The following is a 24,501-nucleotide window of genomic DNA, read 5'->3' on the forward strand; positions in this document are numbered from 1 at the left end:
TCCGTTACGACGCCGTCGTCGCCATTGCTGTATCCGGCCGGGTCGTCCCGACCATCGCGGCCACCTTGGCCAAGTGATGAGAGGAAGCCCGGGTCTTGCGATCGAGCCTCAAGTCGTAGGTGATCGTCGCGCCATAAGCCGACGGAAACTGCGGATCGTGGCGCACCTTGTCGAAGACCAGCACGCGGGTGCCGAGCTTGAAGGCCTCGCCGATATCGTGGGTGACCATCACCACCGTCATGCCGTGCTCGGTCCAGAGCTCGGTGAGCAGCTCGTGCATCTCGACGCGGATGCCCGGATCGAGCGCACCGAACGGTTCGTCGAGAAGCAGTATCTGCGGCCGGCCGAGCAAGGTCTGCGCAATCGCAAGCCGCTGCTGCATGCCGCCGGAGAGCGATGCCGGATACAGGTCGCGCGCATGGGCAAGCCCGACCCGTTCCAGCATGGTCTCGGCCTCTTGCCTGGCGTTTGCGCGCCTGGCGCCGAAGACGCGGCCAAACGGCCCGCCCGAGCGAAAGTCTTCGACCAGCTGCAGGTTTTGGATGGCGGTCAGATGGGGAAACACCGAATAGCGCTGAAAGACGATGCCACGCTGCGGCGTCGGCTCTGGGACGATCGGGCCATCGCCGACGATGACGACGCCACTGCTCTGCTGCTCCTGGCCGAGCAGGATGCGCAGGAACGTCGATTTTCCGCAGCCGCTGGCGCCGACCAGCGACAGGAATTCGCCGGCTTCGGCAGTGACGTTGACCCGCTCGAGCACGCGGGCATCGCCGTAGCTCTTTTCCAGCCCATGGACGACGATGCGGCTCATCTGGCCTCCACGGGATGCGCCCAAGGGGAGACCGCCCGCGACAGCCGCACCAGCAGCCAATCGGTGATGACGGCAAGCAGCGTGATCCAGGCGACATAGGGCAGGATGACGTCCATCGAGAGATAGCGGCGGACGAGGAAGATGCGGTAGCCCAGCCCTTCGGTCGAGGCGATGGCTTCGGCGGCGATCAGGAACAGCCAGGCCGGCCCGAGCGCCAGCCGCACGCAAGTGATGAGGCGCGGCATGACTTGCGGCAGCACCAGCCGCAAGATCATGGTCCAGCTGTTGCCGCCAAGCGTCTGTGCCTTGGCCACCAGTTCGGACGGCAACTCCATCACCCGGTTGGCGATGTCGCGCACCATCACCGGCGCGACGCCAAGGGCGATCAGCGTGATCTTGGCCGTTTCGCCGAGGCCGAGCGCGATGAACAGGATAGGCAGCAGCGCCAGCGGAGGGATGACGCAGACCACGGTGACGAACGGCAGCAGGAAGGCCCGCACCCGTGGAATGAAGCCGATGGCGACGCCGAGCGAAAGCGCCGCGAAGGTGGCAACACCCACGCCAGCGAACAGCCTGAGGAGACTGGCATAGGTGTCGACCCACAGGATGAGATCGCCCGAGCGTTTGTCCGGAACCGTGGCAAGGTCAAGAAAGGCCGACCACATCTGTGCCGGCGAAGGCAGCAGCTTATCGCTGGGATTGACCGCCAGTCGTTGCGCCGAGGCGATCAGATAGGCGATCGCCACGAACAAGAACGGCAAGCCGCCGAGGAACAAGGCGCTGCCGCGCGAGACCTTCGCATTGATCATGCGAAGGCGCACCTTCGGCCTTGGCCGGGAAGGACGCATGCCCTCCCCGCCCGTTTCGGAGACTGTATTCATGTCGCTCGGTCCCCTGGCCAACATGTCGTGTCAGGGCGTTGCGGTTGCGGCCTCGGCCATGAAGGCTGGATCGAAACGCAGCTTGACGTTTTTGGCGTCGCCCAGCGTGGATCCGTCGGGAAAGCTCATGCCGATCACGTCGACACTCGCCGCGTTGGTGCCGAGAATGCCGTGGCTGAACAGGAAGTTGCGGACAAGATCCATCGTCTTCGGCAATTCGGCGCCGTTGGTGAACTCGACCGCCTTGGCAGGGTCGAAGAACATCGCCGTCGAGGCGAGCTGCGCGTCGAAGCCGGCGAGGTCCGTGCCGGACGCCTTGGCCATCTCCTCCTTGGCTGCCTTGCCTTCCGGCGTGTCGGAGGTCATCAGGTCCATCGCTTCGTACCATGCGCCGACAAGCGCCTTGCCCAGCGCTGGATTGTCCTTCAGCGTCTCGGTGTTGACGACCATCATGTCGATGATCTCGCCGGGAATCTGCGAGGAATCGAACACTTTGCGAGCACCCGGCATGGCGGCGATCTCGGAAACCAGTGGGTTCCAGGTGACGACGGAGGTGACGTCGCTGGTGCCATAGGCGGCGACCATGTCGGCGTCGGATGTGTTGACGACGGTGATGTCCTTCTCGGCGAGCTTTACCGTGTCCAGCGCCCGCGCCAGCAGGTAATGCGAGACGGAGAGCTCGACGAGATTGACCTTCTGGCCGGCAATGTCGGCGAGCGCGGACTTGTCCTTGAGGATCACCGCATCATTGCCGTTGGAGAAGTCGCCGATGATCACGGCGGTCGTGTCGACGCCGCCGCCAGCGGGGATCGACAGCGCGTCCATGTTGGTCATCGAACAGCCGTCGAAGCCGCCGGCGGTGTACTGGTTGATGCTTTCGACATAGTCGTTGATGCGGGTGATCTCGACATTGATGCCGTATTTATCGGCCCATTTCTTCATGATGCCGCTGTCTGAGAGATAGCCCCACGGCATCCAGCCGACATAGATCGACCAGCATATCTTGAAGTCTTTCTTGGGCGCCGCGTCGGCGGCGGAAATCATGGGAAGGCTGAGTGATGCGGCTAGGATGATTGCGGCCAGCTTGCGAAGCATTGCGTACCCCTGTTCGCGATCCGGATTGCGTCCGGACTTTATGTTGGGGTTTACGGAGCGCGCATCCGGGAGAGGTTCGCGCCAGCAAACCCGTGCAGGGTTCTCCCGGGATTTTGGCCCGCCGTGTTCCGCCGGATGCCTCAGTGCACCCCTGGCGGTCGCATCTCTTGGACCAGCACCGCTTTGTCGCGGCCGGAACCCTAGACGCTCTGCACATCACCAACGACGCAAGGAGCATGCCAATGCCGAATTATGCCAAAAGGCCGGCATTTGTGGACTTCTGCGGCTTCGAGCATTCGCACGGGTGACGCGAAAATCATCGCATCGCCGACGGATTGGGCAGTTTGCCTGATTGCTAGTGGTCCCGCTTGACATAAGAGTCCGACGGGAGATTCTCTTTGACGCGTGCGACTCGATGCCTACTCACTGGGGGAGGCCAGCGAGACGGAGGCTCTCAGCGAGGTATTGGACGTGCGGACCACGCTGGGCGGTTATCTCTAGCCAGGTCCTCACAGTAAAGCTTGGGCTTTCCGCCAGTATGCCTGCCACCACCCGTCGCGCTTCTTCAACTAGCCCGAGGCGAGCGTACGAGGCGGCGAGCACCCGCCGCACGAATGGAGGAGGTTCTGGATGTTCTCGCATGGCGCGGAGAGACCATTCCAATGCCATCTCGTGCCTTCTTGCCGCAAGGTGGCACTCAGCAATCGAGGCATGAAAAAGGTACAACAGCGGGTCGAACGGGCTCAATCGCATTGCCCTTTCCAACGAAGGGATCCCATCAAGTCCGATCCAGGAAGTCACCCAACCTTTTGCTGCCCAGGCCTGTGCGGAATTATGGTCGATTGCCAACGAGCGCTCGATCAGCTCGAGAGCATGTTCATGTTCGTGTACGACACTTGCGAGCGCCGTAGCGGATGCCCACAGTACGGCTGGATCTTCCATATCGAGCTTGAGCGCTTCCCTGGCAAACCGAACACACAACTCCTGCTGGTCGGGCCGCCAAGAGTGCCAACCCGAATTCTTGCTGAACATCAAAGACCAGGCCGCCATCGCGTAGGCATACGCATAAGAAGGATCGACGGCGGTTGCTTTTTGAAGGAGATCGTGGGCGATTGCACTCCTTTCGGGCGACCCTGACCAGGCATGCGGCAGGGCACGCAGAACAAAGTCGTAAGCAGTCAAATCTTCGGTTCGCTTTCGCGACGTGCGATCGATTTCCGCTCGCTGAAGCTTCGGAGCGATCGCACCGACCACGCTCTGGGCCACCCCATCTTGCAGTTCGAATACGTCTTCGAGACTGCCATCGAAGCGATCAGCCCAGACATGATTCCCGCTTTCCGCCTCGATGAGCTGTCCCGTGATCCTGACCCGATTGCCCGCCTTGCGGACACTCCCTTCCAGCACGTAACGCACGCCGAGTTCGAGCCCGACCTGCTTCACATTGACCGCTTTGCCTTTGTAGGTGAAACTCGAATTCCGCGCGATCACGAAGAAGCTGCGCACCCGGGACAGCGCCGCTATGATGTCCTCCACCATGCCGTCGCTAAAATACTCCTGCTCCGGATCGCCGCTCATGTTAGTGAACGGCAGAACGGCAATCGACGGCTTGTCGGGAAGCGCCAAGGCAGGCCGCGCCATCGCCGCTTCGCGGTCCGGCCGCAGTCGGTAGATCCGCACCCGCTCGGCGATGTTCTTGAGTTGCTGCTCGCCGAGATCATCGAATCCGAGCTTCACCTTGCCCCGGACGTGGTTGAAGACAGTGCGAGAGACGACGATGCTCCCAGCATCAGCCAAGGCCTCGAGCCGAGCCGCGATGTTGACTCCATCACCATAGAGATCGCCGCCTTCGACCAACACGTCGCCCAGGTTGATTCCGACGCGCAGCACAATCCGGGAATCTTGGGGCACGTCGGCGTTGGCAGCTGCCATCGCGTTCTGGAGCTCGACCGCGCATTGGACAGCATTCACGGCGCTGGCAAATTCCACCAGCACCCCGTCACCCATCAGCTTGACGATGCGGCCATTATGCTTGGCGAGCAGTGGCTGTAGGATGTCTTTGCGACGGGACTTGAGGCAACAAGGGTCCCAGCCTCGTCCCGCTCCATGAGGCGGCTGTAGCCGACCACATCGGCGGCCAATATCGCAGCAAGGCGGCGTTGGACGCGTTCTTCTGCCATGTCATGCATCAGCCTTCGGAGGCCCACGGGACCGGGATTGTATTGGGGGCCACGTTGCGAGTCCATTGGGCGAGAGTCTGCGATGGGGTGGACCGGAAAACGTCTTCCACGTCGGGTACCGAGCGTCAGATTTTCACTTGTAGGAAGACACTCCGATCGAATCCGTCTCCGACTTCATCGGGTCAACCGCGGCAAAAACGGCGCTCGCCTCGCTGACGATCGAAACATGATCCTTGGCTGCGTTTCCCGCGGCGGCGCCGTCACCGCGCATGATCGCGGTAACGATGACGTCGTGTTCCTGCCAGGATTTGGCCAGGCGGCCCGGCAGCATGAATTGCGCGCGCCGGAACGGCGCCAGCCGGCTGCGCGTCATGACGGTCAGTTCATAGATGTGCTTGCTGTGCGCGCCGCGATAGAGCCGGGTGTGGAACTCGGTGTTGAAATACTCATAATCCTCCTCCGCAGCCAACTGCACAAGGCGCGCCGATGCCTGATGCTCGACCTCGAGCGCGCGGCGCTCGCCGGCGGTCATGCGCTCGGCCGAGAACCGCGCGCAGATCGCTTCAAGCTCGGCCATGCTCTCGAACATCGAGGCGAGATGCTCCTGCGTCACCACGGCGACGGTGGCGCCCCGGTTGGGCCGCCTTTCGACCAGCCCCATGGCGCTCAGCCGGCCAAGCGCCTCCCTGACGGGGGTGCGCGAGACATCGAAACGGGCCGCCAGCGAGGCCTCGTCGAGCTTTTCGCCGGGGCGCAGGAAGCCGGTGACGATCCGGTCACCGATCGCCCTCACCATCTGATCGACGGTCGTGCCCGACCTGATCAAGCTGCGCTTCCCCGACAATTCTCCTCCGTCCAGTCTGTTCGCGGCTATGCGGCAAGCGGCTCGCCGGCCAGTTTCGACTCGGGCGCGCCTCTCTATGCCTCTATTTTAATCTACATGTCAAACTGGCTATTTGAAAGGCAAAAAGTGTATGCAATTGCCTTTCGCTTGAGCAGGGCGGCTCGGCACATCCGCTGATTTCATTGAATAAATTTTATCTTTTGAACTGGCACACCGATTGCATGCACTTTCGTGAGAAGGGAATTAATCGACCCGGAAAAGGGTCCAACAGGGAGCATTCACATGACCGAGAGATTCATGCTTAGCCGCCGCGATCTGCTCAAGACCTCCGCCGCCGGAGCGGCGCTCGGTCTGGCCTCGGCGTCATTTCCGATCAGCAGGGCGTTCGCCGCGGCCGCCACTGTCGGCTTCATCTATGTCGGGCCGAAGGACGACTACGGCTATAACCAGGCGCATGCCGAAGGTGCCGCGACATTGAAGGCCATCGAGGGCATCTCCGTTGTCGAGGAGGAGAACGTCCCCGAGACGGTCGATGTCCAGAAGACGATGGAATCGATGATCAACCTCGACGGCGCCTCGCTGATCTTTCCAACCTCGTTCGGCTATTTCGATCCGCACATGCTGGCCATGTGCGCGAAATTCCCCGACGTTCAGTTTCGCCATTGCGGCGGCATGTGGAACAAAGACAAGCATCCGATGAATGCCGGTTCCTATTTCGGCTATATCGGCATGGGCCAGTATCTCAACGGCGTCGCCGCCGGTCATGCCACCAAGACCAAGAAGATCGGCTTCGTCGCGGCAAAACCCATTCCGCAGGTCCTGCTCAACATCAATTCCTTCCTGCTTGGCGCACGCTCGGTCGACCCGGCAATCACCTGCCAGGTGATCTTCACCGGCGAATGGTCGCTGGCGGTCAAGGAGGCGGAAGCCACCAATGCGCTGGTCGATCAAGGCGCCGACGTCATCACCTGCCATGTCGACAGCCCGAAAGTGGTGGTCGAGACGGCGGCGGGGCGCGGCGCCTTCATCTGTGGCTACCACGCCAACCAGAGCCCGCTGGCGCCCGAAAAATATCTGACCGGCGCGGAATGGAACTGGGCAAAAGTCTACAAGATGTTCGTCGACGACCTCATGGCCGGCAAGCCGCTGCCCAATTTCACGCGCGGCGGACTGGCCGACGGCTTCGTCAAGATGAGCCCGCTCGGTCCCGCCGTCAGCGAGGCGGCGCGCGCGCAGTTCGACGGCACGCTCGCCGAGATGATGAAGGGCGGCTTTTCGGTCATCAAGGGTCCCCTGAAGAACAACAAGGGCGATGTCGTCGCAACCGAAAGCCAGACGTTCGTCGAGACCGCGATCGAGTTGGAAAGCATGGACTATCTCGTCGAAGGTGTCGTCGGCTCGACCGCTTGATCATGCATCGGAGACGGGGGCCATGGCAGACACGGTGAGCAGCGCGGGCGCGCCAGCGATGTTCGGCGCCAAAAGCTATCCGGCGGCGCTCGAATGGATCGCCCGGCGAGCGGAAGCCTTCGTCATCCCGCTCGCGGCGCTGATCGTCGGCATGGCCCTGTTCAGCCTGTTCATCGCGCTGGTCGGCAAGTCGCCCGTGCAGCTCTATGAAACGATGTGGCGCGGCGGCTTCGGCTCGTGGTTCTCGATCCAGAACTCGCTGTCGCGGGCCGCACCCCTGCTGCTTGCGGCGCTCTGCGTGGCGCTGCCGGCCCGGCTCGGTCTCGTCGTCATCGGCGGCGAAGGCGCGATCGTGCTGGGCGGCGTTGCCGCGGCCGCCATGGGCGTCGCCACCAGCGGCGCGCCCGCCTTTTTCGTTGTTCTTGCCATGGGCGTGGCGGGCCTGGCCGCCGGCGGCATCTGGATCGGTGCCGTCGGCGCGCTACGCCACTACCGTGCCGTCAACGAGACCATATCGAGCCTTTTGATGGCCTATATCGCCATCGCGCTGATGAACCATCTGGTGGAAGGACCGCTGCGCGATCCCGCCTCGCTCAACAAGCCCTCGACCGAGCCGCTGGCGGAGGCCTACCGCATCGGCAACATTCCGGGCATGGACGTGCATTGGGGCCTCGTCGTCGGCGTCATCGCCTGCATTCTGTCCTGGCTGCTGATCGAAAAGACCCGCTGGGGGTTCGCCGCCCGCATCGCCGGCGGCAATGTCAGGGCGGCCCAGGTGCAGGGACTTGCGGTCGGACCGCTGATCGTCGGTTTCACCGCGCTGGCCGGCGGTTTCGCCGGCCTTGCCGGCATGCTGGAAGTCGCCGCCGTGCAAGGCAGCGCCAACGCCTCGCTCGCCGCCGGTTATGGGTATACCGGTATCCTCGTCGCCTTCCTCGCCCGCCACAATCCGCTCGCCATCATCCCGGTCGCCTTCCTGCTTGGCGGCATCGACGCCTCCGGCGGGCTGATCCAGCGCCGCATGGACCTGCCCGACGCCACCGTGCTGGTGCTGCAAGGCATGCTCTTCGTCGTCATCCTGTTCAGCGAAACCTTCTACGGCCGCTTCAAGGCCTTCAATCCCGACCTCTGGCAGAGGCCAGTTCTTTTGAAGGGGACTGCGTGATGGACTCGACCGAGATCGGCCTCTGGGGCGTTCCGCTCGCCATGCTCGGCGGCGCTATTCGCGTGTCGACCCCCTTCATCTTCGTGTCGCTGGGCGAAGCCATCACCGAGCGTTCGGGGCGCATCAACCTCGGCCTCGAAGGCACGCTGGTCTTCGGCGCGATGACCGCCTATGCCGTGGCGGTGATGACCGGCTCGCCATGGCTCGGTCTGCTGGCCGCCGCAGCCGCCGGTCTTTGTTTCGGCCTGTTCCACGGCTGGATCTGCAAATTCCGTGGGGTCAACGACATCGCCATCGGCATTGCGCTAATGCTGTTCGGCTCGGGTCTCGCCTTCTTCTTCGGCAAGCCGTTCATCCAGCCCTCGGCGCCCGACCTGCCGGCGATCCCCTTTGGCGGCTGGTCCGATGTTCCGCAGGTGCAGGCGGCGCTCAACGTCAACGTGCTGTTCCTGATCGGCGCAGCACTTGCCGTGTTCCTGTGGTGGGCTTTCCGCAACACCCGCGCCGGTCTGATCCTGCGCGTGGTCGGCGACAGTTCCGACGCCGCGCGCGCCATGGGCCTCAACCCGAACACGGTGCGCCTCCTCGCCACCGGCCTCGGCGGCGCGCTGGCCGGAATCGGCGGCGCCTACCTGTCGCTCTACTATCCCGGCAGTTGGACCGAAGGCATTTCGTCGGGCCAGGGGCTGATGGCGGTGGCGCTGGTCATCTTCGCGCGCTGGAACCCGCTTGGCTGCTTTGCCGCGGCGCTATTGTTCGGCGGCGCCGGCGCGCTGGGGCCGGCGCTGCAATCGGTCGGCGTCACGCAAGGCTACTATCTATTCTACGCCGCACCCTACATTCTCACGCTCATCATCATGATCGCCACCTCGTCGCCGAGCCGTTCGCTCGCCGGCGCGCCGGGCGAACTGTCGATCACCAAATGACGTTTCCAGACTGGAGTTTTGCTCAATGAACGCCAGAGCCGAGGTCACGCAGCGCTACATCGACGCCGATCCCTATCCATGGCCCTACAATGGCGAGCTCCGGCCCGACAACACGGCGCTGATCATCATCGACATGCAGACCGACTTTTGTGGGCCGGGCGGCTATGTCGACCATATGGGCTACGACCTTTCGCTGGTGCGTGCGCCGATCGAGCCGATCAAGTCGGTGTTGTCGGCCATGCGGGCGAAGGGCTACACCATCATTCATACGCGCGAGGGCCACCGGCCCGATCTCGCCGACCTGCCGGCCAACAAGCGCTGGCGCTCACGCCGCATCAATGCCGGCATCGGCGATCCCGGACCTTGCGGACGCATCCTGGTGCGCGGCGAGCCGGGCTGGGACATCATCCCCGATCTCTATCCGGCCGAAGGCGAGCCGATCATCGACAAGCCAGGAAAGGGCTCGTTCTGCGCCACCGACCTGGAGCTGATCCTCAACCAGCGCGGCATCGAAAACATCGTGCTCACCGGCATCACCACTGATGTCTGCGTCCACACGACGATGCGCGAGGCCAATGACCGCGGCTTCGAATGCGTGATGCTGGAGGATTGCTGCGGGGCGACCGACCACGGCAACCATCTGGCTGCGATCAAGATGATCAAGATGCAGGGTGGCGTGTTTGGCGCGGTGTCGAACTCGGCGTCCTTCGTTGCCCAGTTACCATGAGGCTCGACCATGAGTGACCGCAAAAAAGCAGTCGGCGTCGAGACGATCGGCATGACAATGCGCTTCGGCGCCTTCACCGCGCTGGACGACGTGTCGATCAAGGTGCCGGCGGGATCGTTCCATGCGCTGCTTGGCGAAAACGGCGCCGGCAAGTCGACGCTGGTCAAATGCATGATGGGTTTTTATCACCCGACCGCCGGCGACATTCTGGTCGACCGCCGCGAGGTCGCGATCACCAGCCCGAAGGATGCCTCGGCGCTCGGCCTTGGCATGGTCTACCAGCATTTTACCCTGGTCCCGTCGCTGACAGGTGCGGAAAACCTGGTCATCGCCCGCGAAAAGGTGCCGGGGATTATCGACTGGCGCAAGGAGCGCGCCGCACTTGCCCAATTCATGCAGCGGATGCCGTTCAAGTTGCCGCTCGACGTCAAGGTGGCCGAACTTGCCGCCGGCGAGAAACAGAAGCTCGAGATCATCAAACAGCTTTATCTCGGCCGCAGTTTTCTGGTGCTGGACGAGCCGACGTCGGTGCTGACCCCCGGCGAGGCGCAGGAAGTGCTCGGCCTCGTGCGCGGCATGACCAAGGCGGGCGACCTCACCGTATTGATGATCTCGCACAAATTCCATGAGGTGACGGCATTCGCCGACGACATCACGGTGTTGCGCAAGGGCAGACTGACAGGAACAGGGAAAGTCTCGGAACTCTCTCACAAGCGGATGGCGGCGATGATGATCGGCGACCAGCCGATTGCCGCGCTCGACAGCCGCGCTCCAGTGCCTGTCGGCGCCCGGCAAATCCTGACGGTGAAGGCACTGAAGGCGCCCGACCGAACCGGGCTGAAGACAATCCATATCGGCGCGCTTGATGTGAAATCCGGCGAGATCGTCGGCGTCGCCGGTATTTCCGGCAACGGCCAGAAGGAATTTCTCGAAGTCCTTGCCGGACAGCGTGCGCGTGATGCCGGCGACGTGCTGGTGAAGGGCTCGCCCTATGGCGCCAGCCGCGCCGAGGCCCGCACGCTCAACGTGCGCTTCATCCCGGAGGAACCGTTGCGCAATGCCTGCGCGCCAAGGATGACGGTGGCGGAAAACATGGCTTTCCGAACCTTCGACCTGAACGAGGCTGGCAAACCGATCAACTGGATCAAGATGAGTGCCATCAGGGACTATGCGGCCCGCCTAGTCGAGCAGTTCAAGGTCAAGACGGCCTCGCTCGCCTCGCCGATTTCGTCGCTCTCCGGCGGCAACGTCCAGCGCGCTGTGCTCGCCCGCGAACTGACCGGCGAGGTCGATCTGCTGATTGTTTCGAATCCGTGCTTCGGACTCGATTTCTCCGCCGTCGCCGAGATCCGCGCCCGCATCATGAAGGCACGCAACGCCGGTGCTGCGGTGCTGCTGATGTCGGAGGACCTCGACGAATTGCTGGAACTCTCCGACCGCATCTTCGTCATGTCCGACGGCGCGCTGGTCTACGAGACGCCGATCGCGCAGGCGAGCGTGCAGACCATCGGCGAGCACATGGCTGGACATCATTGATGGCCGAGATCGACGCGCTGCCGTTTCCGTTTGCTTTCAAGCCTGAGGCGGTGGCGCTGGTCGTCATCGACATGCAGCGCGATTTCGCCGAGCCGGGCGGCTTCGGCGCCAGTCTCGGCAACGACGTCAGCCGGGTGGTGGCGATCGTTCCAACGGTGAAGAGACTGATCGAGGGATTTCGCGCCGCCGGCCTGCCGGTGATCCACACAATGGAGTGCCACAGATCAGACCTCTCGGACCTGCCACCGGCCAAGCGCAACCGCGGCAATCCGTCGATCAGGATCGGCGATGTCGGCCCAATGGGCCGCGTGCTGATCGTCGGCGAGCCGGGAACGGCGATCCTCGACGAGCTTGCCCCGCTGCCTGGCGAAATCGTTATCGAAAAACCTGGCAAGGGCGCGTTCTACGCCACCAGCTTCGGCGAGGACCTGAAGCGGCTCGGCGTGCAGCAACTCGTCTTCGCCGGGGTAACGACGGAAGTCTGCGTGCAGACGACGATGCGCGAGGCCAACGACCGCGGCTATGAATGCCTGCTGGCCGAGGATGCGACGGAGAGCTATTTTCCGGAATTCAAGGCGGCCGCGCTGGCCATGATCAGGGCGCAGGGCGCGATCGTCGGCTGGACGGCGATGACGGACCAGGTGCTCAAGGGAATTGCCGATGCCTAACATTGCATATCCGGCTCTCACCGATGGGGCCTGGCGTGATCTGACATTCGAGCATTTTCGCGAAGGCATCTCGGTGCATTGGCTGCTCAAGGGCGGACCGGCTGAACCGTCCGTCGCGATCCTGAACTATCGGCCCGGCGCCGGCGTGCCGCGCCATCGCCATGTCGGGCTGGAAACCATCGTCGTGCTGGAGGGCATGCAGAGCGACGGGAATGGCGACTATCCTGCCGGAAGCGTGGTGCTGAACCCGGCCGGGACCGAGCATTCGGTGTGGACGAAAGACGGCTGCGTCGTGCTGATCCAGTGGAATCTGCCGGTGATCATTCTGGACGAGACGAAATGAGCGAAATCCGCTTCGATATCGGCAGCCTGCACGCGGCCTATGCCTCCGGCATGTCGGTTGCGACCGTCGTTGAAACCGTGTTTCAGCGCATAGCGGAAGCGGACGATCCCGGCATCTTCATCCATCTGGCAAGCAAGGCCGAGATGCTCGCCGAAGCCGAGGCACTCGGCGGATTCGATCCCGTGGCAAAGCCGCTCTGGGGCGTGCCGTTTGCGGTCAAGGACAACATCGATGTTGCCGGCATGCCGACCACGGCCGGCTGCGCCGAATATGCCTACTTGCCGACGAAAGACGCCACCGTCGTCGCGCATCTGAGGGCGGCCGGCGCGCTGGTCGTCGGAAAAACCAATCTCGACCAGTTCGCCACCGGCCTCGTCGGCGTGCGCACGCCCTATCCGATACCGAGAAACGCGATCGATCCTAAACTGGTGCCGGGCGGCTCCTCGTGCGGCTCGGCCGTGGCGACGGCGCGCGGCATTGTTTCTTTCGCGCTCGGCACCGACACCGCCGGCTCCGGCCGTATCCCCGCCGGCCTCAACAACATCGTCGGGCTGAAGCCGACGGTCGGCGCGCTGTCGGCCGCCGGCGTCGTGCCGGCCTGCCGCACGCTCGACTGCGTCTCCGTCTTCGCGCTCACCGTCGATGACGCCTACAGCGTCTTCAGGGCCGCGGCGGCAAAGGATGACGCCGATCCTTATTCGCGCGTTATCGCGGCGCCGTCGCTCGGTCCGCGTCCACCGGTGCCGTCTGTCGGCATTCCGGCAAAGACGGACCGGCAATTTTTTGGCGACGCCGCCATGCAGGCGGGATTCGAAACGGCGCTGCGGACGCTGGAACAGCTCGGCTGCCGATTGGTAGAAATCCCCTTCGGCGATTTCTACGCCACCGCCAACCTGCTTTACGAAGGCGCATGGGTGGCCGAGCGCTATGCGGCGATCGCGGATTTCATGGAAGCGAACGAAGCAGCCATGCACCCGGTGACGCGCACGATCATTGGCGGCGCGCGAAAACTTTCGGCAACGGATGCTTTCAAGGGCTTCTATGCGCTGCAGGCCTACAAGGCCGGGCTGGCGCCTGTCATCGCCTCGGTCGACCTCTTCTGCGTGCCGACGGCGCCGACGCACTATTCGCTGGCGGCTGTTTTGGCCGATCCGATCGTCACCAACAGCCGGCTCGGCACCTACACTAACTTCGTCAATCTGCTCGACATGTGCGGCATCGCCGTGCCGACGGGCAAGCGCGACGATGGCTTGCCGATGAGCGTCACCTTGCTTGCCGCTGCCGGCAAGGACGCTCTGACGGCGGCGCTCGGCAGCGAGCTCCATGCAGCCGGCGGTCTCGGGCTTGGTGCGACCGGCTGGCCAATGCCTGCCTCATCCGCCAAAACGCCTGATTTCGATGACGCCATGATCGAGCTCGTGGTCGTCGGCGCACATTTGTCGGGGATGCCGCTCAACGGCCAACTCTGCGCGCTGGGCGGCCGAATGAGCAGGATCGCCAAGACAGTTGCTTCCTATCAGCTCTATGCGCTTGCCGGCCAATCCGTGCCGAAGCCGGGGCTCGTGCGCGTTGCCGATGGCAACGGAGCGGCGATCGATGTCGAGGTTTGGCGGCTTTCAGCAGACGCGTTCGGACGGTTCGTGGCCGCGATCCCACCGCCGCTCGGCATAGGCACGATCGAGCTCGATGACGGGACATCGGCCAAAGGCTTCCTGGTCGAAACCGCCGGATTGTCACAGGCTATCGACATTTCGGCCTATGGCGGTTGGCGCAGCTTCATCGCAAAAGCCGGCGGAAATCGACTGGGAACCGCTCCGGCCGGTTGAACGATCGGCGTTCGCGCCGCAACGTCAGCGCGACCTCAAATCATAGCAGCGATGCTCGGCTCGCAGTTGATACGGCGAGCCAGTTACGCCGAATGCCGTAAGCGATCCGTAAGCGCGCGTGGTCGAAACGTTGCACCGTGAGTGGCAGGCGTCACCGAGCGCTTGCGACCGCCGGAGACCTCGCGATGCGAACAGGCAGTGCAGTGGCCCCCACGGATTTCGCCGGGACTCATCAGACCCGGCGATGGTCCGCGCTGTCGGGGTTTTCTGCTCGCTGGAACATGGCGACGGCGGCGATACTTGTCGGCCTGCTGCCGACCTGGGCGTTCGCGGGAGATCAGACCCCCAACTGGCGCCTGAACGCGCGTGTCGTCGCGGTCGGGCTGCCCGACGTGGCCGGCGTGCGCGAGGTGGGCCGCTTTCATGTCGGCGGGCCGATTCCAGGAAATCCGGAATTCCTCATGGCGACGCGCGAAGGGCGGGTGCTCGATCCGCTCAGGGTTCTTGTCGCCGTAGGTAGCAATTTCGGCGCGCCGCCGGGCGATCCAGTATTTGAGGTCGGGACGATCCTGTCCATCGATCCGCGCGCGGGCAAGTCTGCTGGCACCATCATCGTTCCGCAAGATCTCACCGGCAAAGACGCGGATGCGAGGGTTCAGCTCTACACGGCGCAGAGCGAACGGTTTCTCAACCGGCGGTACAATGCCGGGGCTCGAACCGCGCGCCACGCAGCTGCGTCCGGACCGCGATACATTTCCATCAACAACGCGTTCGGAAGGCCCTGGATCGCAAACGCGCCTGGCGGGGTCAATGGCGAGGGCAGCGTCACGGTCGTCGACCCCGACGGTGCGCCACTCGCCAACGCGCCAAGCCGCGAGGCCGGCGGCGTGTTCGCCGGCCGGCATACCGATCGCGAGAATACGCCGAAAGCGCAGCCCAGCGGCTGGCTTGGCAAGCTCATGAATTACCAGGCAAGCGGCCAGCTGACATCAGGCGGAATGCAGACGGGCGCGCTCGGAACGGCGTTTCTCGGTCGATCGCCGGACGGCAGCGGCTTTGCCGTGTTCGCCGCCGTCACCGCGGATGGAAGCGTGGTTCAGATCCACGTCCAGGATGGCGTCGACGGCTTGGCCGGCCCCGGCACGGTAAGCACCGGCCTGGGCACGGTAAGCACCGGCCACGGCATCGGCGACGATCCCGGCGTCATCGGCGTCGCCTTCAAGTGGAACCCGGACCGCGCTCTCTACATCGCCGACCCCGGCCGTGACCGGCTGGTGCTGCTTGAACTGGAGGACGACCGGCGGCATTTCGCGGTCGCCAGGAGCCGCACGATCTCGCTGCCGGAATTCGACCGTCCGGTCGATGTCGCCGCGGCCATTCCCGAGATCGCCAATCCGCAATTCTCGAGCCACACGACGCTGGCTGGCGGGTCTGATCTGTTCGTCGCCAATCGCGGCGACGGCTCGCTGCTGCGCTTGAGCCAGGACGGCCGGCTTCTCGCCCGGGCGACGATCGAGATTCCAGGGCTCGGGCCCCTCGGCCCCGATCGCCTTCGCGCGATCGCGACCTCGGCGGATGCACAGCATATCTGGATAACGATTGGCGGCGAGGTTCCGGGATTTCCGGGCCTCGAAGGGGCGCTCGTCGAGGTTGGGGTCTTCGACGAGCACGGCGCGGCGGCAGCGATGCAGGGGACGCAGGGCGCTGCCGCCGACGCCAATCTTGCGGCGCGCGGAAAAAAGTCGTTCCAGACCGATTTCACGCCGCGCATGGGCCTCGGCCCATTGTTCGATGCAACGTCCTGCGTGGCCTGCCATCCCGGCCCTGGCGGTGCGAGCATCGATGAAAACCACTTTGCGCGCAGAATAGCCCATATGGATCCGGGCTCTGGGCGCACGGTTCCGATCGATCATCCCAACAGTCCGGTCGCCAGACGCCATGCGTTGCGCGATGGCGTGAGGATCGTGTCGGCGACGATGCCAAGCCAGGCCAATGTGATCTCGCTGCGCATGCCGCTCGCACTCTACGGTATCGCTGGGATCGACGAGATACCCGACAGGGTCATCGAAGCGCAGGCGGTCAGCAAGGGCGACGGCATCAAAGGCCGCGCGCATCATGTCGTCGATGGTCAGGGCGCATCGCGGGTCGGCCGATACGGCTGGAAGGCTGACATAGCCACCCTCGAAGACATGGTAGCGAACGCTTTCGCAAACGAACTCGGCATCACCAGCGCGACTGTCAGCCGCGAGGCGGGCTCGCAGCCGATCGAAGACGATACCGCGCAGATCGAGGCGGTCGCCTTCTATCTGCGAACGCTCCGCCTGCCCGACGGGGCAAAGCCATGAGCCTCGCCCTGACGCTCTCCCATGCGCCCGAAAAAATGCGCCCGGTCTTGCCTGGCGTCATCGTTGCTGCGGCACTTGCCCTTGCGGCCGGCTGGATCGCCGGCGGACTGGGCGAGCCGCTGTCGCGCAACCCGGTCCTCGTCGCCATGCTCTTCGGGCTCATGATCGGCAGCAGCTTCGCCTGTCCAGACGCCTTGCGGCCGGGGCTCGACTTCACCAAGCGCTATTTGCTGCGGCTCGCCGTGGTGCTGGTCGGCTTCCGTATCACGACGCGGCTGTTCCTGGATCTGGGGTTCATGCCGCTCGCGTTGGCGGCCATCGAGCTGATCCTCGTGCTGACGCTGCTCTACGCCATCGCGCGCAAGCTGTTCAGGCTCGACGCCGAGATCGCGCTGCTTGTCGCGGTCGGCAGCGCCGTCTGCGGCGCCGCGGCGATCCTCTCCATGGCCGCGCTGGTGCGTGCGCGCGACCAGAGTGCCGGCATCGCCATCGCCCTGATCACGCTGAGCGGCACCGTGGCGTTGCTCGCCTATCCGGTCATGTTCCTGAGCGGATGGCTGCCGCATCTCGACGACCGCCTCTATGGCGTGTTCGTCGGGGCGAGCATTTTCGAGCTGGCGCAGGTCTACGGCGCCTCCTTCGCCATTTCCGATGGCGCGCTGAACACCGCCACGCTGGTCAAGCTCAGCAAGGTGCTGATGCTCGTCCCGCTTCTGCTCGCCGCCAGCCTGGTCTTTCGCAGCCGCAACAAGGCGCAAGAGGCAGCGCCGATCCCGTTCCCGTGGTTCATCGTCGCGTGCATCGGCGTGGTGATGCTCAATTCGGAGATCACCCTCAATCCGCAACTGCGCCGCGTCATCCTCGATGTCGACCAGTTCCTGTTCCTCATGGTGATGATCGCGCTCGGCATCACCACCCGGGTCAGCCGACTCGGAGAGGCCGGCGGCGCCTGGCGCCTGGTCGGCGTGGGCCTCGTCGGGTTGGTACTGTCGGCGGCGCTGGCCTATGGCGCATTGCTCCCATTCTCGTCGACCTTCCGGACCGCATCGCCTTCATCGAGCCACAGCGCGATGCTCGGCAGCCATGGCGGACGGCTTTTCGCCTCGGTCGGTTGCGCCAAATGCCATGTGCCGGCGCTGGAAGGTGTCAACGGCGAAGTCCGGCTTTATTCCGACCTTTTGCTGCACGACATGGGGCCGGCACTCGACGACAAGATCGTCCAGGGCGATGCCATCGGCGCCGAATGGCGGACCACGCCGCTCGTCGGCATCCGCCTGCGCCAACGCTACCTGCACGACGGCCGCGCGAACACGCTGCGCGATGCCGTCTTCGCCCACGGCGGCACGACGCAGATCGTGCGCGACCGTTTCTTCGACCTGGACGAGACCGACCGCCAGGCGATCCTCGATTTCGTGGCGAAGCTATGATGCGGCCTTGTCACGCCACCACCGTCTTTGACCGGCCGAACCGCGATGTATGAAGCTGTCGTCGCAGAGCTGAACCATCTCGACGGGCCCGACCTGCTGGCGCCGCTCGTCACCGATCTGTTTTGTGGAAACATAGCGCTCGTGTCCTCGTTCGGCGCAGAATCCGCAGTGCTGCTGCATATGGCAGCCTCGATCGACCGTTCGCTCCCCATCATCACGCTCGACACCGGAAAGCTGTTCGCGGAGACGATCGCCTATCGCGCGCAGCTGACGGCTCTGCTCGGTCTCACTGATCTGCGCGTCGTCAAGCCTCAGACCGACGTCTTGCGCGTGCTCGACGGCGCTGGAGCGCTGCACCGCCGCGATCCGGACCGGTGCTGCCACATCCGCAAGGTTCTGCCGCTCGAAAATGCGCTGACCGGTTTCAAAGCCTGGATTTCCGGTCGCAAGCGATATCATGGCGGGCTTCGCGCGGATGTTTCGACACTGGAGGAAACTGACGGGCGCCTGAAGATCGACCCGCTTGCCCGCTTCACCCGCCAGCAGATTGAGGACTATCTCGACCGTTATCATCTTCCCCAGCATCCGCTCCTCGAAAAGGGCTACCTCTCGATCGGCTGCGCGCCCTGCACGGTCAAGTGCGGCAGCGCGGACAATCCGCGCGCGGGCCGCTGGAGCGGCCTGTCGAAGATAGAGTGCGGGATCCATCGGTCGCCCGCCGGCGCTGCCTCTCGCAATTCGGTCTCATCTGCGTCCTGATTTCGCGATCGCGCAGGCATCCAGTCGACGGCTGGAATCGGCCATCGTCGCTTCATCGGCGAAGCCACTACGAATTGTCGCACGATTGCGCTACCCTAGGGTCAATCTGGGCGGCGGGACGGTCACGGCGGCACGACCGGCGCTCGATGATTGGTCGAGCGCGAGCCCCCATGACCCCTCTAAACGCCATCGAAGCCGATGCGAGGCGCCCGCTCTCGGGCACAGGCCGGATCGCCAAGCTGGCGGCGCCGCGCAGCGCCAGGATATTGCGGCGGAACCGCGTTCTCGCAGCGATCGATCGGAAGTCGCAATCAACCATATGCTGGGTGGCGGCGCCGGCCGGCTACGGCAAGACGACGGCGGTCATCGACTATCTCGAAAGCGTCGAGGCGCCGCATGTGTGGTTCCGCGTCGACGAGGGCGATCAGGACATTGCGCGCTTTTTTCAGTATCTGACGCAGTCACTCGCCCCACCTGCGGTTGGCGACATGCCGGTGTTCGGCGTCGAATATGCCGAGCAGCCGAAGGAGTTCGCCAGGCTCTTCTTCAGAGCCTATTTCGCGCGGCTGAAACCCGACACCATTCTGGTTCTCGACGATCTGCACGATGCCGACACGCCAGAGTTTCGTGGCGTGCTTTCGGTGATGTTCCGTGAGCTTCCGGACACGGTTCGGTGCATTTGCGCCTCGCGAACGCTGCCACGGGAAGAACTTAGCGACCTAGTCCTCAGAGGCCAGATGGCCGTCGTCGACAGGTCGGCGCTCGAATTCTCGACCGCGGAAGCGCGCGATCTCGTCCAACTGCGTTCCGAGAACGCCTCAGTCGATGTCGAAGCCGCGCGCGGCTGGGCGATCGGACTGGTTCTGCTCGCGGACCACGGCTCGACGGTCGGACCTGATGACACGAGCGGCGGGCAGAACGCGCTGTTGGATGTCCTTGGCCGTCATTTCTTCCTTTCCCTCCCCGCCACCGACCAGGATATGCTGCTGAAGCTCAACTTGCTGCCTGAGATCAGCGCCGAACTGGCCGACGAGATGATAGGATCTGGCGAGGCGGGAAAACTGCTCGACAGGCTCTACAAGCGGCAATTGCTGGTCACGCGTACGGAAAGCAGCCGCGACGTCTTCTACCTGCATGATCTGTTGCGGGATTTCCTCGACCGAAGTTTCGCTGAGCGCGTGCCACGAGAAGAGCAGAGATTGCTGAAACGAAAAGCGGCGACGATCCTCGTCGAGGCGGGCCGTCTGGATGAAGCCATCCCGCTTGCCTTGCAGGCGGAGGACTGGGGGCTTGCCAGCAAACTCATACTGAGCCGCGCGGAGGATGTGCTGGCGCAAGGCGGCCGGGCGACTTTCATCGACTGGTGCGGCCGATTGCCGGAAGCGCTGATGAGCGGCTGGCATTTTTATTGGCTGGGCGTTGCCCACGTGCCGGACGACGTCGCCGCGGAGCGCTGGCTGGCGAAGGCATGGCAGGCTTTTGGCGAGGCGGACGATCAGCGCGGCCTGTGTCTCACCGTGTCGCGCGCCGTCTTGGTCAAGACCGCCAGTTGGCGCACCTACGAAGGCCTTTCCATGTGGACCCGCCGGGCATTCGAGCTGATCGAGCGCGGTCTTCCGGAACTCCCTCGCGAGGAAGCGATGCTGGTGCGCATTGGCATGATGCGGGCGCTGAACTTCGGCGACGACTACTACCGCGGCAGCCCGGCCGGACAAGCACTGGAAGCCGAACTGCTGGAGCGACTGACCAAGAACTCCGGCCAGGATCCGAGCGGATTTCGGTTGCTTGCGAGCGAAACGCTGATCGATCTTTCGGCGTCGACCATGCGGGCCGATCTGTTCGCGAAGGCCGTCGACAGCGTTATCGACGATTTAGGCGAGAAGGACGTGCTGCCCTGGATCCTTGGCATGTGGTTGGTCGCCTTCGGTGCGGAGAGTGGTCGTTACTTCCCCTACAAAAGAAGAAATTTTCCTTATCCTTCGTCCGAAGCGGCGTTGCGGGAGGCGATCGCCATTGGCGAGCGCGAGTCGCTCAAGAGCGTGGAGTTCGGCGGGCTCTACCATCTCCAGATGCAGATGAAGGTCCGCAACGATTTTGCGGAGTTCCACCAGGTGGTCGAGCGCCTGGCCGAGATCGCCGACAGCCGCTTCACCACGCAAGTGGCCGTCGTCGCTGACTGCCACGCCGCGCTGCATGCCAGGCAAGGCGATTTCGCGGCCGCCTACCGGGATTGCGAGCGCTTCATGGAGGCCATCGAGGCCGCCAACGAGCCGATGGTTGAGCGCTGGCCGCACTACATCACGAAGTTCCAGGTGCTGCTGGCCGACAGGAAGCCTCGCGAAGCCGCCGCGCTGCTCAGCGACCTGCTGCCGCGGCTGGACGGCGGCGCCCGCAAGCGAACCGAGATATGCATTCTGGCGGCGGAGGCGCTGGAGACCCTGTGGGGCGGAGATTCGCACTATGGCGACCGGCTGAAGATCTTCCTGAAGGCGCTCCGCGACATCAGCTGGCCAATGGTGCTCCTCAACGTTCCGGACTTGCTCGCCGAACTGCTTGGCGATGCGCTTGAGCGCGGCATCGAGCCCAAGCTTTGCCGGTCGCTGATTGGGGAACGCCGGTTGGACGTGCCGCAGCGGCGGCCCGCGGCCTGGCCGTGGCCGCTCAAGGTCCATGTTCTCGGAGGCTTCCGGCTCGAACTCGACGGAAACCCTCTTCCTCTCGGCGCCAAGCCGCCGACGAAGGCCCTCGACATCCTGCGGGTGCTGGCGATCTCGAAAGACAACACCTGCTCGCTGGAGACCCTTCAGGACTGGCTGTGGCCCGACCTCGACGGCGACCAGGCGCGGGCGGCCTGCGAGCAGGCGCTGCATCGGCTGCGCAAGCTGCTCGGGCGGACCGATCTCATCGTCCAGCGCGAAGGCAAGCTTCGCCTCGCGTCGGACAAGGTCTGGGTCGACCTCGCCGACTGGGATGCACGGCTCAAATCCCTCACGACAACCAATGGCGAGACGGCCGGGCTGCGCCCGGAAGCGGAAGCGCTCTTCCTCGCATTTCCCGGTCCGCTGTTTCTGCACGAGCGAGCCAGTTTCTGGTCGTTCGCTGCCGCTGAAAAAGTCCGTCGCGACCTGATCGATTTCGGATTGCGGATCGGCCTGCGGCTCGAGGCGACCGGCAACGCCCATGAAGCGCGCTCGATTTATCTGAGGACGTTGGACCTTTATCCCGACGCCGGGCCCGTCTGCAAGGCGCTGATCAAGGAGCGGCTGTCGCGCGGTGATTTCGAAGCCGCGGTCGACGACTATGGACGTTACGAACGAGCGCTGGATGCTGCCGGCGAAGCGGCGCCCGCCGCGGAAATACGCGCCTTGGTCGAACCCTATCTCGTGCGGCACAGGCGCTGAAGACGATGTGCGGCGCTGCCTAGCAAAACAGCGGGCCATCGTTGGTATGGCGGTCACCGCTCAAGCCCCGTTCAGGATGTTTACAGCCAGGAGAAGGGCTGCCAGGATCAGAACGAGACCTGCGACCGCGTCCATCCGCTTGCGGTAGATCGGGCTGTCGAAGTGGCGGGACAGGCTCACCCCGGCCAGGCTCCAGCCATAGAACTTGATTGCGGAGGCGGCGAGGAACCCGGCGGCGAACCCCGCCTGTTCCCCGCTGCCATAGCTGAATGAGAGCACGCCGACGAGAAACATCGCCTCGAACCAGGCCAGTGGATTGAGCCAGGTGACGGCAAGCATCGAACCTATCGCACGCAATCGGGATTTGCGGCCTGACGCAACAGTCTCCATGCGGGATGTCCCGTTGACCGCGAGCAAGGTGCGCGCGCCCAACCAGGCGAGAAATCCGGCGCATGCGGCCTGCAGCATGCCGGAGATCGCGGGATTGTCGGTTAGCAGCGTTCCAAATCCGCCGATTCCCATGGTCACCAGGGCGATCTCCGAGACGTAGCCTATGGAAGCGACCGCGAAAGGATGGCTGCGCGTCAATCCTGCCTGGATAAGCATTAGGTTCTGGGGCCCGAGGGAAAAGATCAGCCCGAGGCCGAACACGAAGCCGGATAGCGTTGCCGGCGACAACAGGGCGTCATGCGACGTCACCCGGTTTTTTCGATCGCGCGCTTTTGTGCATCTGCGGCCTCCTACGCGACGCAGTGTGGAAGGCAGGCGCATATGGATCGCTTACGGCAAAGCCGGCAGTCCCGTTCCCAGATTCACGGTTCGGGGATCACAGCTGACTTGCCGAAATCGCACGAAAAAATGGCCGGGCTCGAATGCGGCCCGGCCAAAAGAAGGTTACAACCTTCAGAGGGGAACACCGTTCAGCGGAATGGGAGGAAACCGTCGAACGGTCTTACCTGTTTGAGCTTGTTTGGGCGCGTTGGCGACGAATAAAATTCCAAAGCCGCCGGGGATGACGAAAATTTCTGTTCTATTTGCTCCGACGCCTTCAGACAGGTGACGCCCTCGTTTCGAGAAGATCGGCATAGTGCCGGCGCGCCACGTCAGGATGCGAGCGCAGGCGACTTTTCAGCACGTTGGTTCCAACGTCGCGAAACAGCGGATTTTCCGGATCGCTCGCGGGTCCGCGCGCTTCGGCAGCCAGTTCTTCAGGCAGGGTGAGCAACGGGATCGTCGCATCGAGCCGGGCGCTGAAGAAGAAAGGAATGGAAATCCGCTCGACACCGGCCAGTGGCGTGACGACACGGTGCACCGTCGCCTTGAGGTAACCGTTCGACGCCAATTCGAGGAGCTCGCCGATGTTGACCACCAGCGTTCCGGGGATCGGATCCACATTCACCCAGCTTTCGTCATATTCGACCTGCAGCCCCTTATTCTCGTCCTGAAGCAGGAGCGTCAGGAAGCCGCCGTCCTTGTGCGCGCCGACGCCCTGGTCGCCACCGGTTGCGTCGCGTCCGGGATAGCGCACGATCTTCATTCGATGGTTGGGCTCACCGCTATAGATCGGATCGAAAGCGTCCTCGGCCTGGTCGAGCGACAGCGCGAAGGCCTTGAGCAGGCGGATCGCCACCGCCGTTGCCCTGGTCTGCCATGCCAGCAGCGCCGGCTCGAGTTCCGGCAGGGCCGAAGGCCATTGGTTCGGCCCTTGCAGCCGCGTCCAGGCAGGAATGCCCGGCTCCTGTGGCACGGGTCGGCGCTCGACGCCGATGTCGAGCTGTTCGCGCCAATCGGCCTTGCCCTTGGTCAGTTCGCCACCGGTGCGCGTATAGCCGCGGAATTGCGGTGACTTGACCATTTCGATGGCCAGCTTGTCGGCTTCGGGCAAGGCAAAGAACCGACGCGAGGCGTCGAGCACCTCGTCAATCTCCGCAGCCGAAATCCCGTGGCCGCTGAGATAGAAGAAGCCGACGTCACGGGCCGCCGTGCGCAGGTCGAACAGAAAGGTCCGACGCTCCGACGCGCCCTGTCCGAGACGGCTGAGATCGAGCACGGGTACAATCCTGGCCATGGTCAACCTCCTTCTGCCTCAGGCTTGGATCAGGCCTCTACGGTGACACGCAGGTCGTTGCGATCAAAGCAATGCTCGATCCAATCTCG

General features: G+C 63.8%; 19 protein-coding genes and 1 riboswitch. Of the genes, 12 read left to right on the top strand and 7 right to left on the bottom strand.

All coding sequences use genetic code 11. The features are described 5' to 3' along the window. Positions 1 to 4 precede the first annotated feature (4 nt). From EN885_RS08410 to EN885_RS08430, 5 genes are all read right to left on the bottom strand, one after another. Positions 5 to 814 (bottom strand): ATP-binding cassette domain-containing protein, encoded by an 810-nt coding sequence (locus tag EN885_RS08410; RefSeq protein WP_126103452.1) that lies wholly within the window; start codon positions 812 to 814, stop codon positions 5 to 7. Continuing rightward, positions 811 to 1,623 carry an ABC transporter permease gene (locus EN885_RS08415; RefSeq protein WP_245465521.1) on the bottom strand — a complete coding sequence of 271 codons (813 nt, stop codon included), beginning with the start codon at positions 1,621 to 1,623 and terminating at the stop codon, positions 811 to 813. The genes EN885_RS08410 and EN885_RS08415 overlap by 4 nt, the downstream gene beginning before the upstream one ends. A 102-nt stretch (positions 1,624 to 1,725) precedes the next feature. Beyond that, entirely contained in the window at positions 1,726 to 2,790 is a 1,065-nt protein-coding gene (locus EN885_RS08420; protein WP_127289523.1) for a putative urea ABC transporter substrate-binding protein, read from the bottom strand. A gap of 100 nt (positions 2,791 to 2,890) precedes the next feature. Then, positions 2,891 to 3,005: riboswitch (guanidine-I (ykkC/yxkD leader) on the bottom strand. A gap of 208 nt (positions 3,006 to 3,213) precedes the next feature. Beyond that, positions 3,214 to 4,794 (bottom strand): adenylate/guanylate cyclase domain-containing protein, encoded by a 1,581-nt coding sequence (locus EN885_RS08425; protein WP_128241199.1) that lies wholly within the window; start codon positions 4,792 to 4,794, stop codon positions 3,214 to 3,216. A gap of 306 nt (positions 4,795 to 5,100) precedes the next feature. Then, positions 5,101 to 5,793 (bottom strand): GntR family transcriptional regulator, encoded by a 693-nt coding sequence (locus tag EN885_RS08430; RefSeq protein WP_185928188.1) that lies wholly within the window; start codon positions 5,791 to 5,793, stop codon positions 5,101 to 5,103. A 300-nt stretch (positions 5,794 to 6,093) separates the two neighbouring features. Between EN885_RS08430 and EN885_RS08435 the strand changes: the two genes are divergently transcribed. The 12 genes from EN885_RS08435 to EN885_RS08490 all read left to right on the top strand — a co-directional run bounded on the left by EN885_RS08435 (position 6,094) and on the right by EN885_RS08490 (position 22,344). Next, on the top strand, positions 6,094 to 7,221 hold the full coding sequence (locus tag EN885_RS08435; RefSeq protein ID WP_095483784.1) for a BMP family ABC transporter substrate-binding protein: 1,128 nt from the start codon (positions 6,094 to 6,096) through the stop codon (positions 7,219 to 7,221). A gap of 58 nt (positions 7,222 to 7,279) precedes the next feature. Further along, complete coding sequence (locus tag EN885_RS08440) at positions 7,280 to 8,386, top strand: ABC transporter permease (RefSeq protein ID WP_245329789.1); 1,107 nt, start codon at positions 7,280 to 7,282, stop codon at positions 8,384 to 8,386. Next, a complete protein-coding gene (locus EN885_RS08445; protein ID WP_095483782.1) occupies positions 8,386 to 9,312 on the top strand; it encodes an ABC transporter permease in 927 nt (308 codons plus the stop codon). The genes EN885_RS08440 and EN885_RS08445 overlap by 1 nt, the downstream gene beginning before the upstream one ends. 25 nt (positions 9,313 to 9,337) lie before the next feature. Continuing rightward, positions 9,338 to 10,039, top strand: coding sequence for an isochorismatase family cysteine hydrolase (locus tag EN885_RS08450; RefSeq protein WP_095483781.1), 702 nt, complete (start codon positions 9,338 to 9,340; stop codon positions 10,037 to 10,039). A 9-nt stretch (positions 10,040 to 10,048) separates the two neighbouring features. Beyond that, the gene (locus EN885_RS08455; RefSeq protein ID WP_128241200.1) at positions 10,049 to 11,575 is read left to right on the top strand and encodes an ABC transporter ATP-binding protein; all 1,527 of its coding nucleotides are present in this window, start codon (positions 10,049 to 10,051) and stop codon (positions 11,573 to 11,575) included. After that, on the top strand, positions 11,575 to 12,243 hold the full coding sequence (locus EN885_RS08460) for an isochorismatase family cysteine hydrolase (protein ID WP_095483779.1): 669 nt from the start codon (positions 11,575 to 11,577) through the stop codon (positions 12,241 to 12,243). The genes EN885_RS08455 and EN885_RS08460 overlap by 1 nt, the downstream gene beginning before the upstream one ends. Continuing rightward, positions 12,236 to 12,586, top strand: coding sequence for a cupin domain-containing protein (locus tag EN885_RS08465; RefSeq protein ID WP_127203632.1), 351 nt, complete (start codon positions 12,236 to 12,238; stop codon positions 12,584 to 12,586). The genes EN885_RS08460 and EN885_RS08465 overlap by 8 nt, the downstream gene beginning before the upstream one ends. Further along, complete coding sequence (atzF, locus tag EN885_RS08470) at positions 12,583 to 14,412, top strand: allophanate hydrolase (RefSeq protein WP_095483777.1); 1,830 nt, start codon at positions 12,583 to 12,585, stop codon at positions 14,410 to 14,412. Before EN885_RS08465 ends, atzF begins: the two co-directional genes overlap by 4 nt. Before the next feature lie 185 nt (positions 14,413 to 14,597). Beyond that, complete coding sequence (locus tag EN885_RS08475) at positions 14,598 to 16,757, top strand: di-heme oxidoredictase family protein (protein WP_245493032.1); 2,160 nt, start codon at positions 14,598 to 14,600, stop codon at positions 16,755 to 16,757. Next, positions 16,754 to 18,184: a putative sulfate exporter family transporter gene (locus tag EN885_RS08480; RefSeq protein ID WP_128241201.1), complete on the top strand. Its 1,431-nt coding sequence runs from the start codon at positions 16,754 to 16,756 to the stop codon at positions 18,182 to 18,184. The genes EN885_RS08475 and EN885_RS08480 overlap by 4 nt, the downstream gene beginning before the upstream one ends. A gap of 45 nt (positions 18,185 to 18,229) precedes the next feature. Beyond that, positions 18,230 to 18,943, top strand: a complete 714-nt coding sequence (locus tag EN885_RS08485) for a phosphoadenylyl-sulfate reductase (RefSeq protein WP_127203630.1) — start codon at positions 18,230 to 18,232, stop codon at positions 18,941 to 18,943. A 170-nt stretch (positions 18,944 to 19,113) separates the two neighbouring features. Beyond that, the gene (locus tag EN885_RS08490; RefSeq protein WP_128241202.1) at positions 19,114 to 22,344 is read left to right on the top strand and encodes a hypothetical protein; all 3,231 of its coding nucleotides are present in this window, start codon (positions 19,114 to 19,116) and stop codon (positions 22,342 to 22,344) included. Between the two features lie 60 nt (positions 22,345 to 22,404). On the opposite strand, the gene EN885_RS08495 is transcribed toward EN885_RS08490, so the two are convergent. Then, the gene (locus EN885_RS08495; protein ID WP_126103467.1) at positions 22,405 to 23,043 is read right to left on the bottom strand and encodes a LysE family transporter; all 639 of its coding nucleotides are present in this window, start codon (positions 23,041 to 23,043) and stop codon (positions 22,405 to 22,407) included. 349 nt (positions 23,044 to 23,392) lie between these two features. After that, positions 23,393 to 24,412 carry an isopenicillin N synthase family oxygenase gene (locus tag EN885_RS08500; protein WP_127203628.1) on the bottom strand — a complete coding sequence of 340 codons (1,020 nt, stop codon included), beginning with the start codon at positions 24,410 to 24,412 and terminating at the stop codon, positions 23,393 to 23,395. Between the last annotated feature and the right edge of the window lie 89 nt (positions 24,413 to 24,501).

Origin of the sequence: Mesorhizobium sp. M6A.T.Cr.TU.014.01.1.1, from assembly GCF_004022765.1 — a bacterium.
Classification (GTDB): domain Bacteria; phylum Pseudomonadota; class Alphaproteobacteria; order Rhizobiales; family Rhizobiaceae; genus Mesorhizobium; species Mesorhizobium mediterraneum.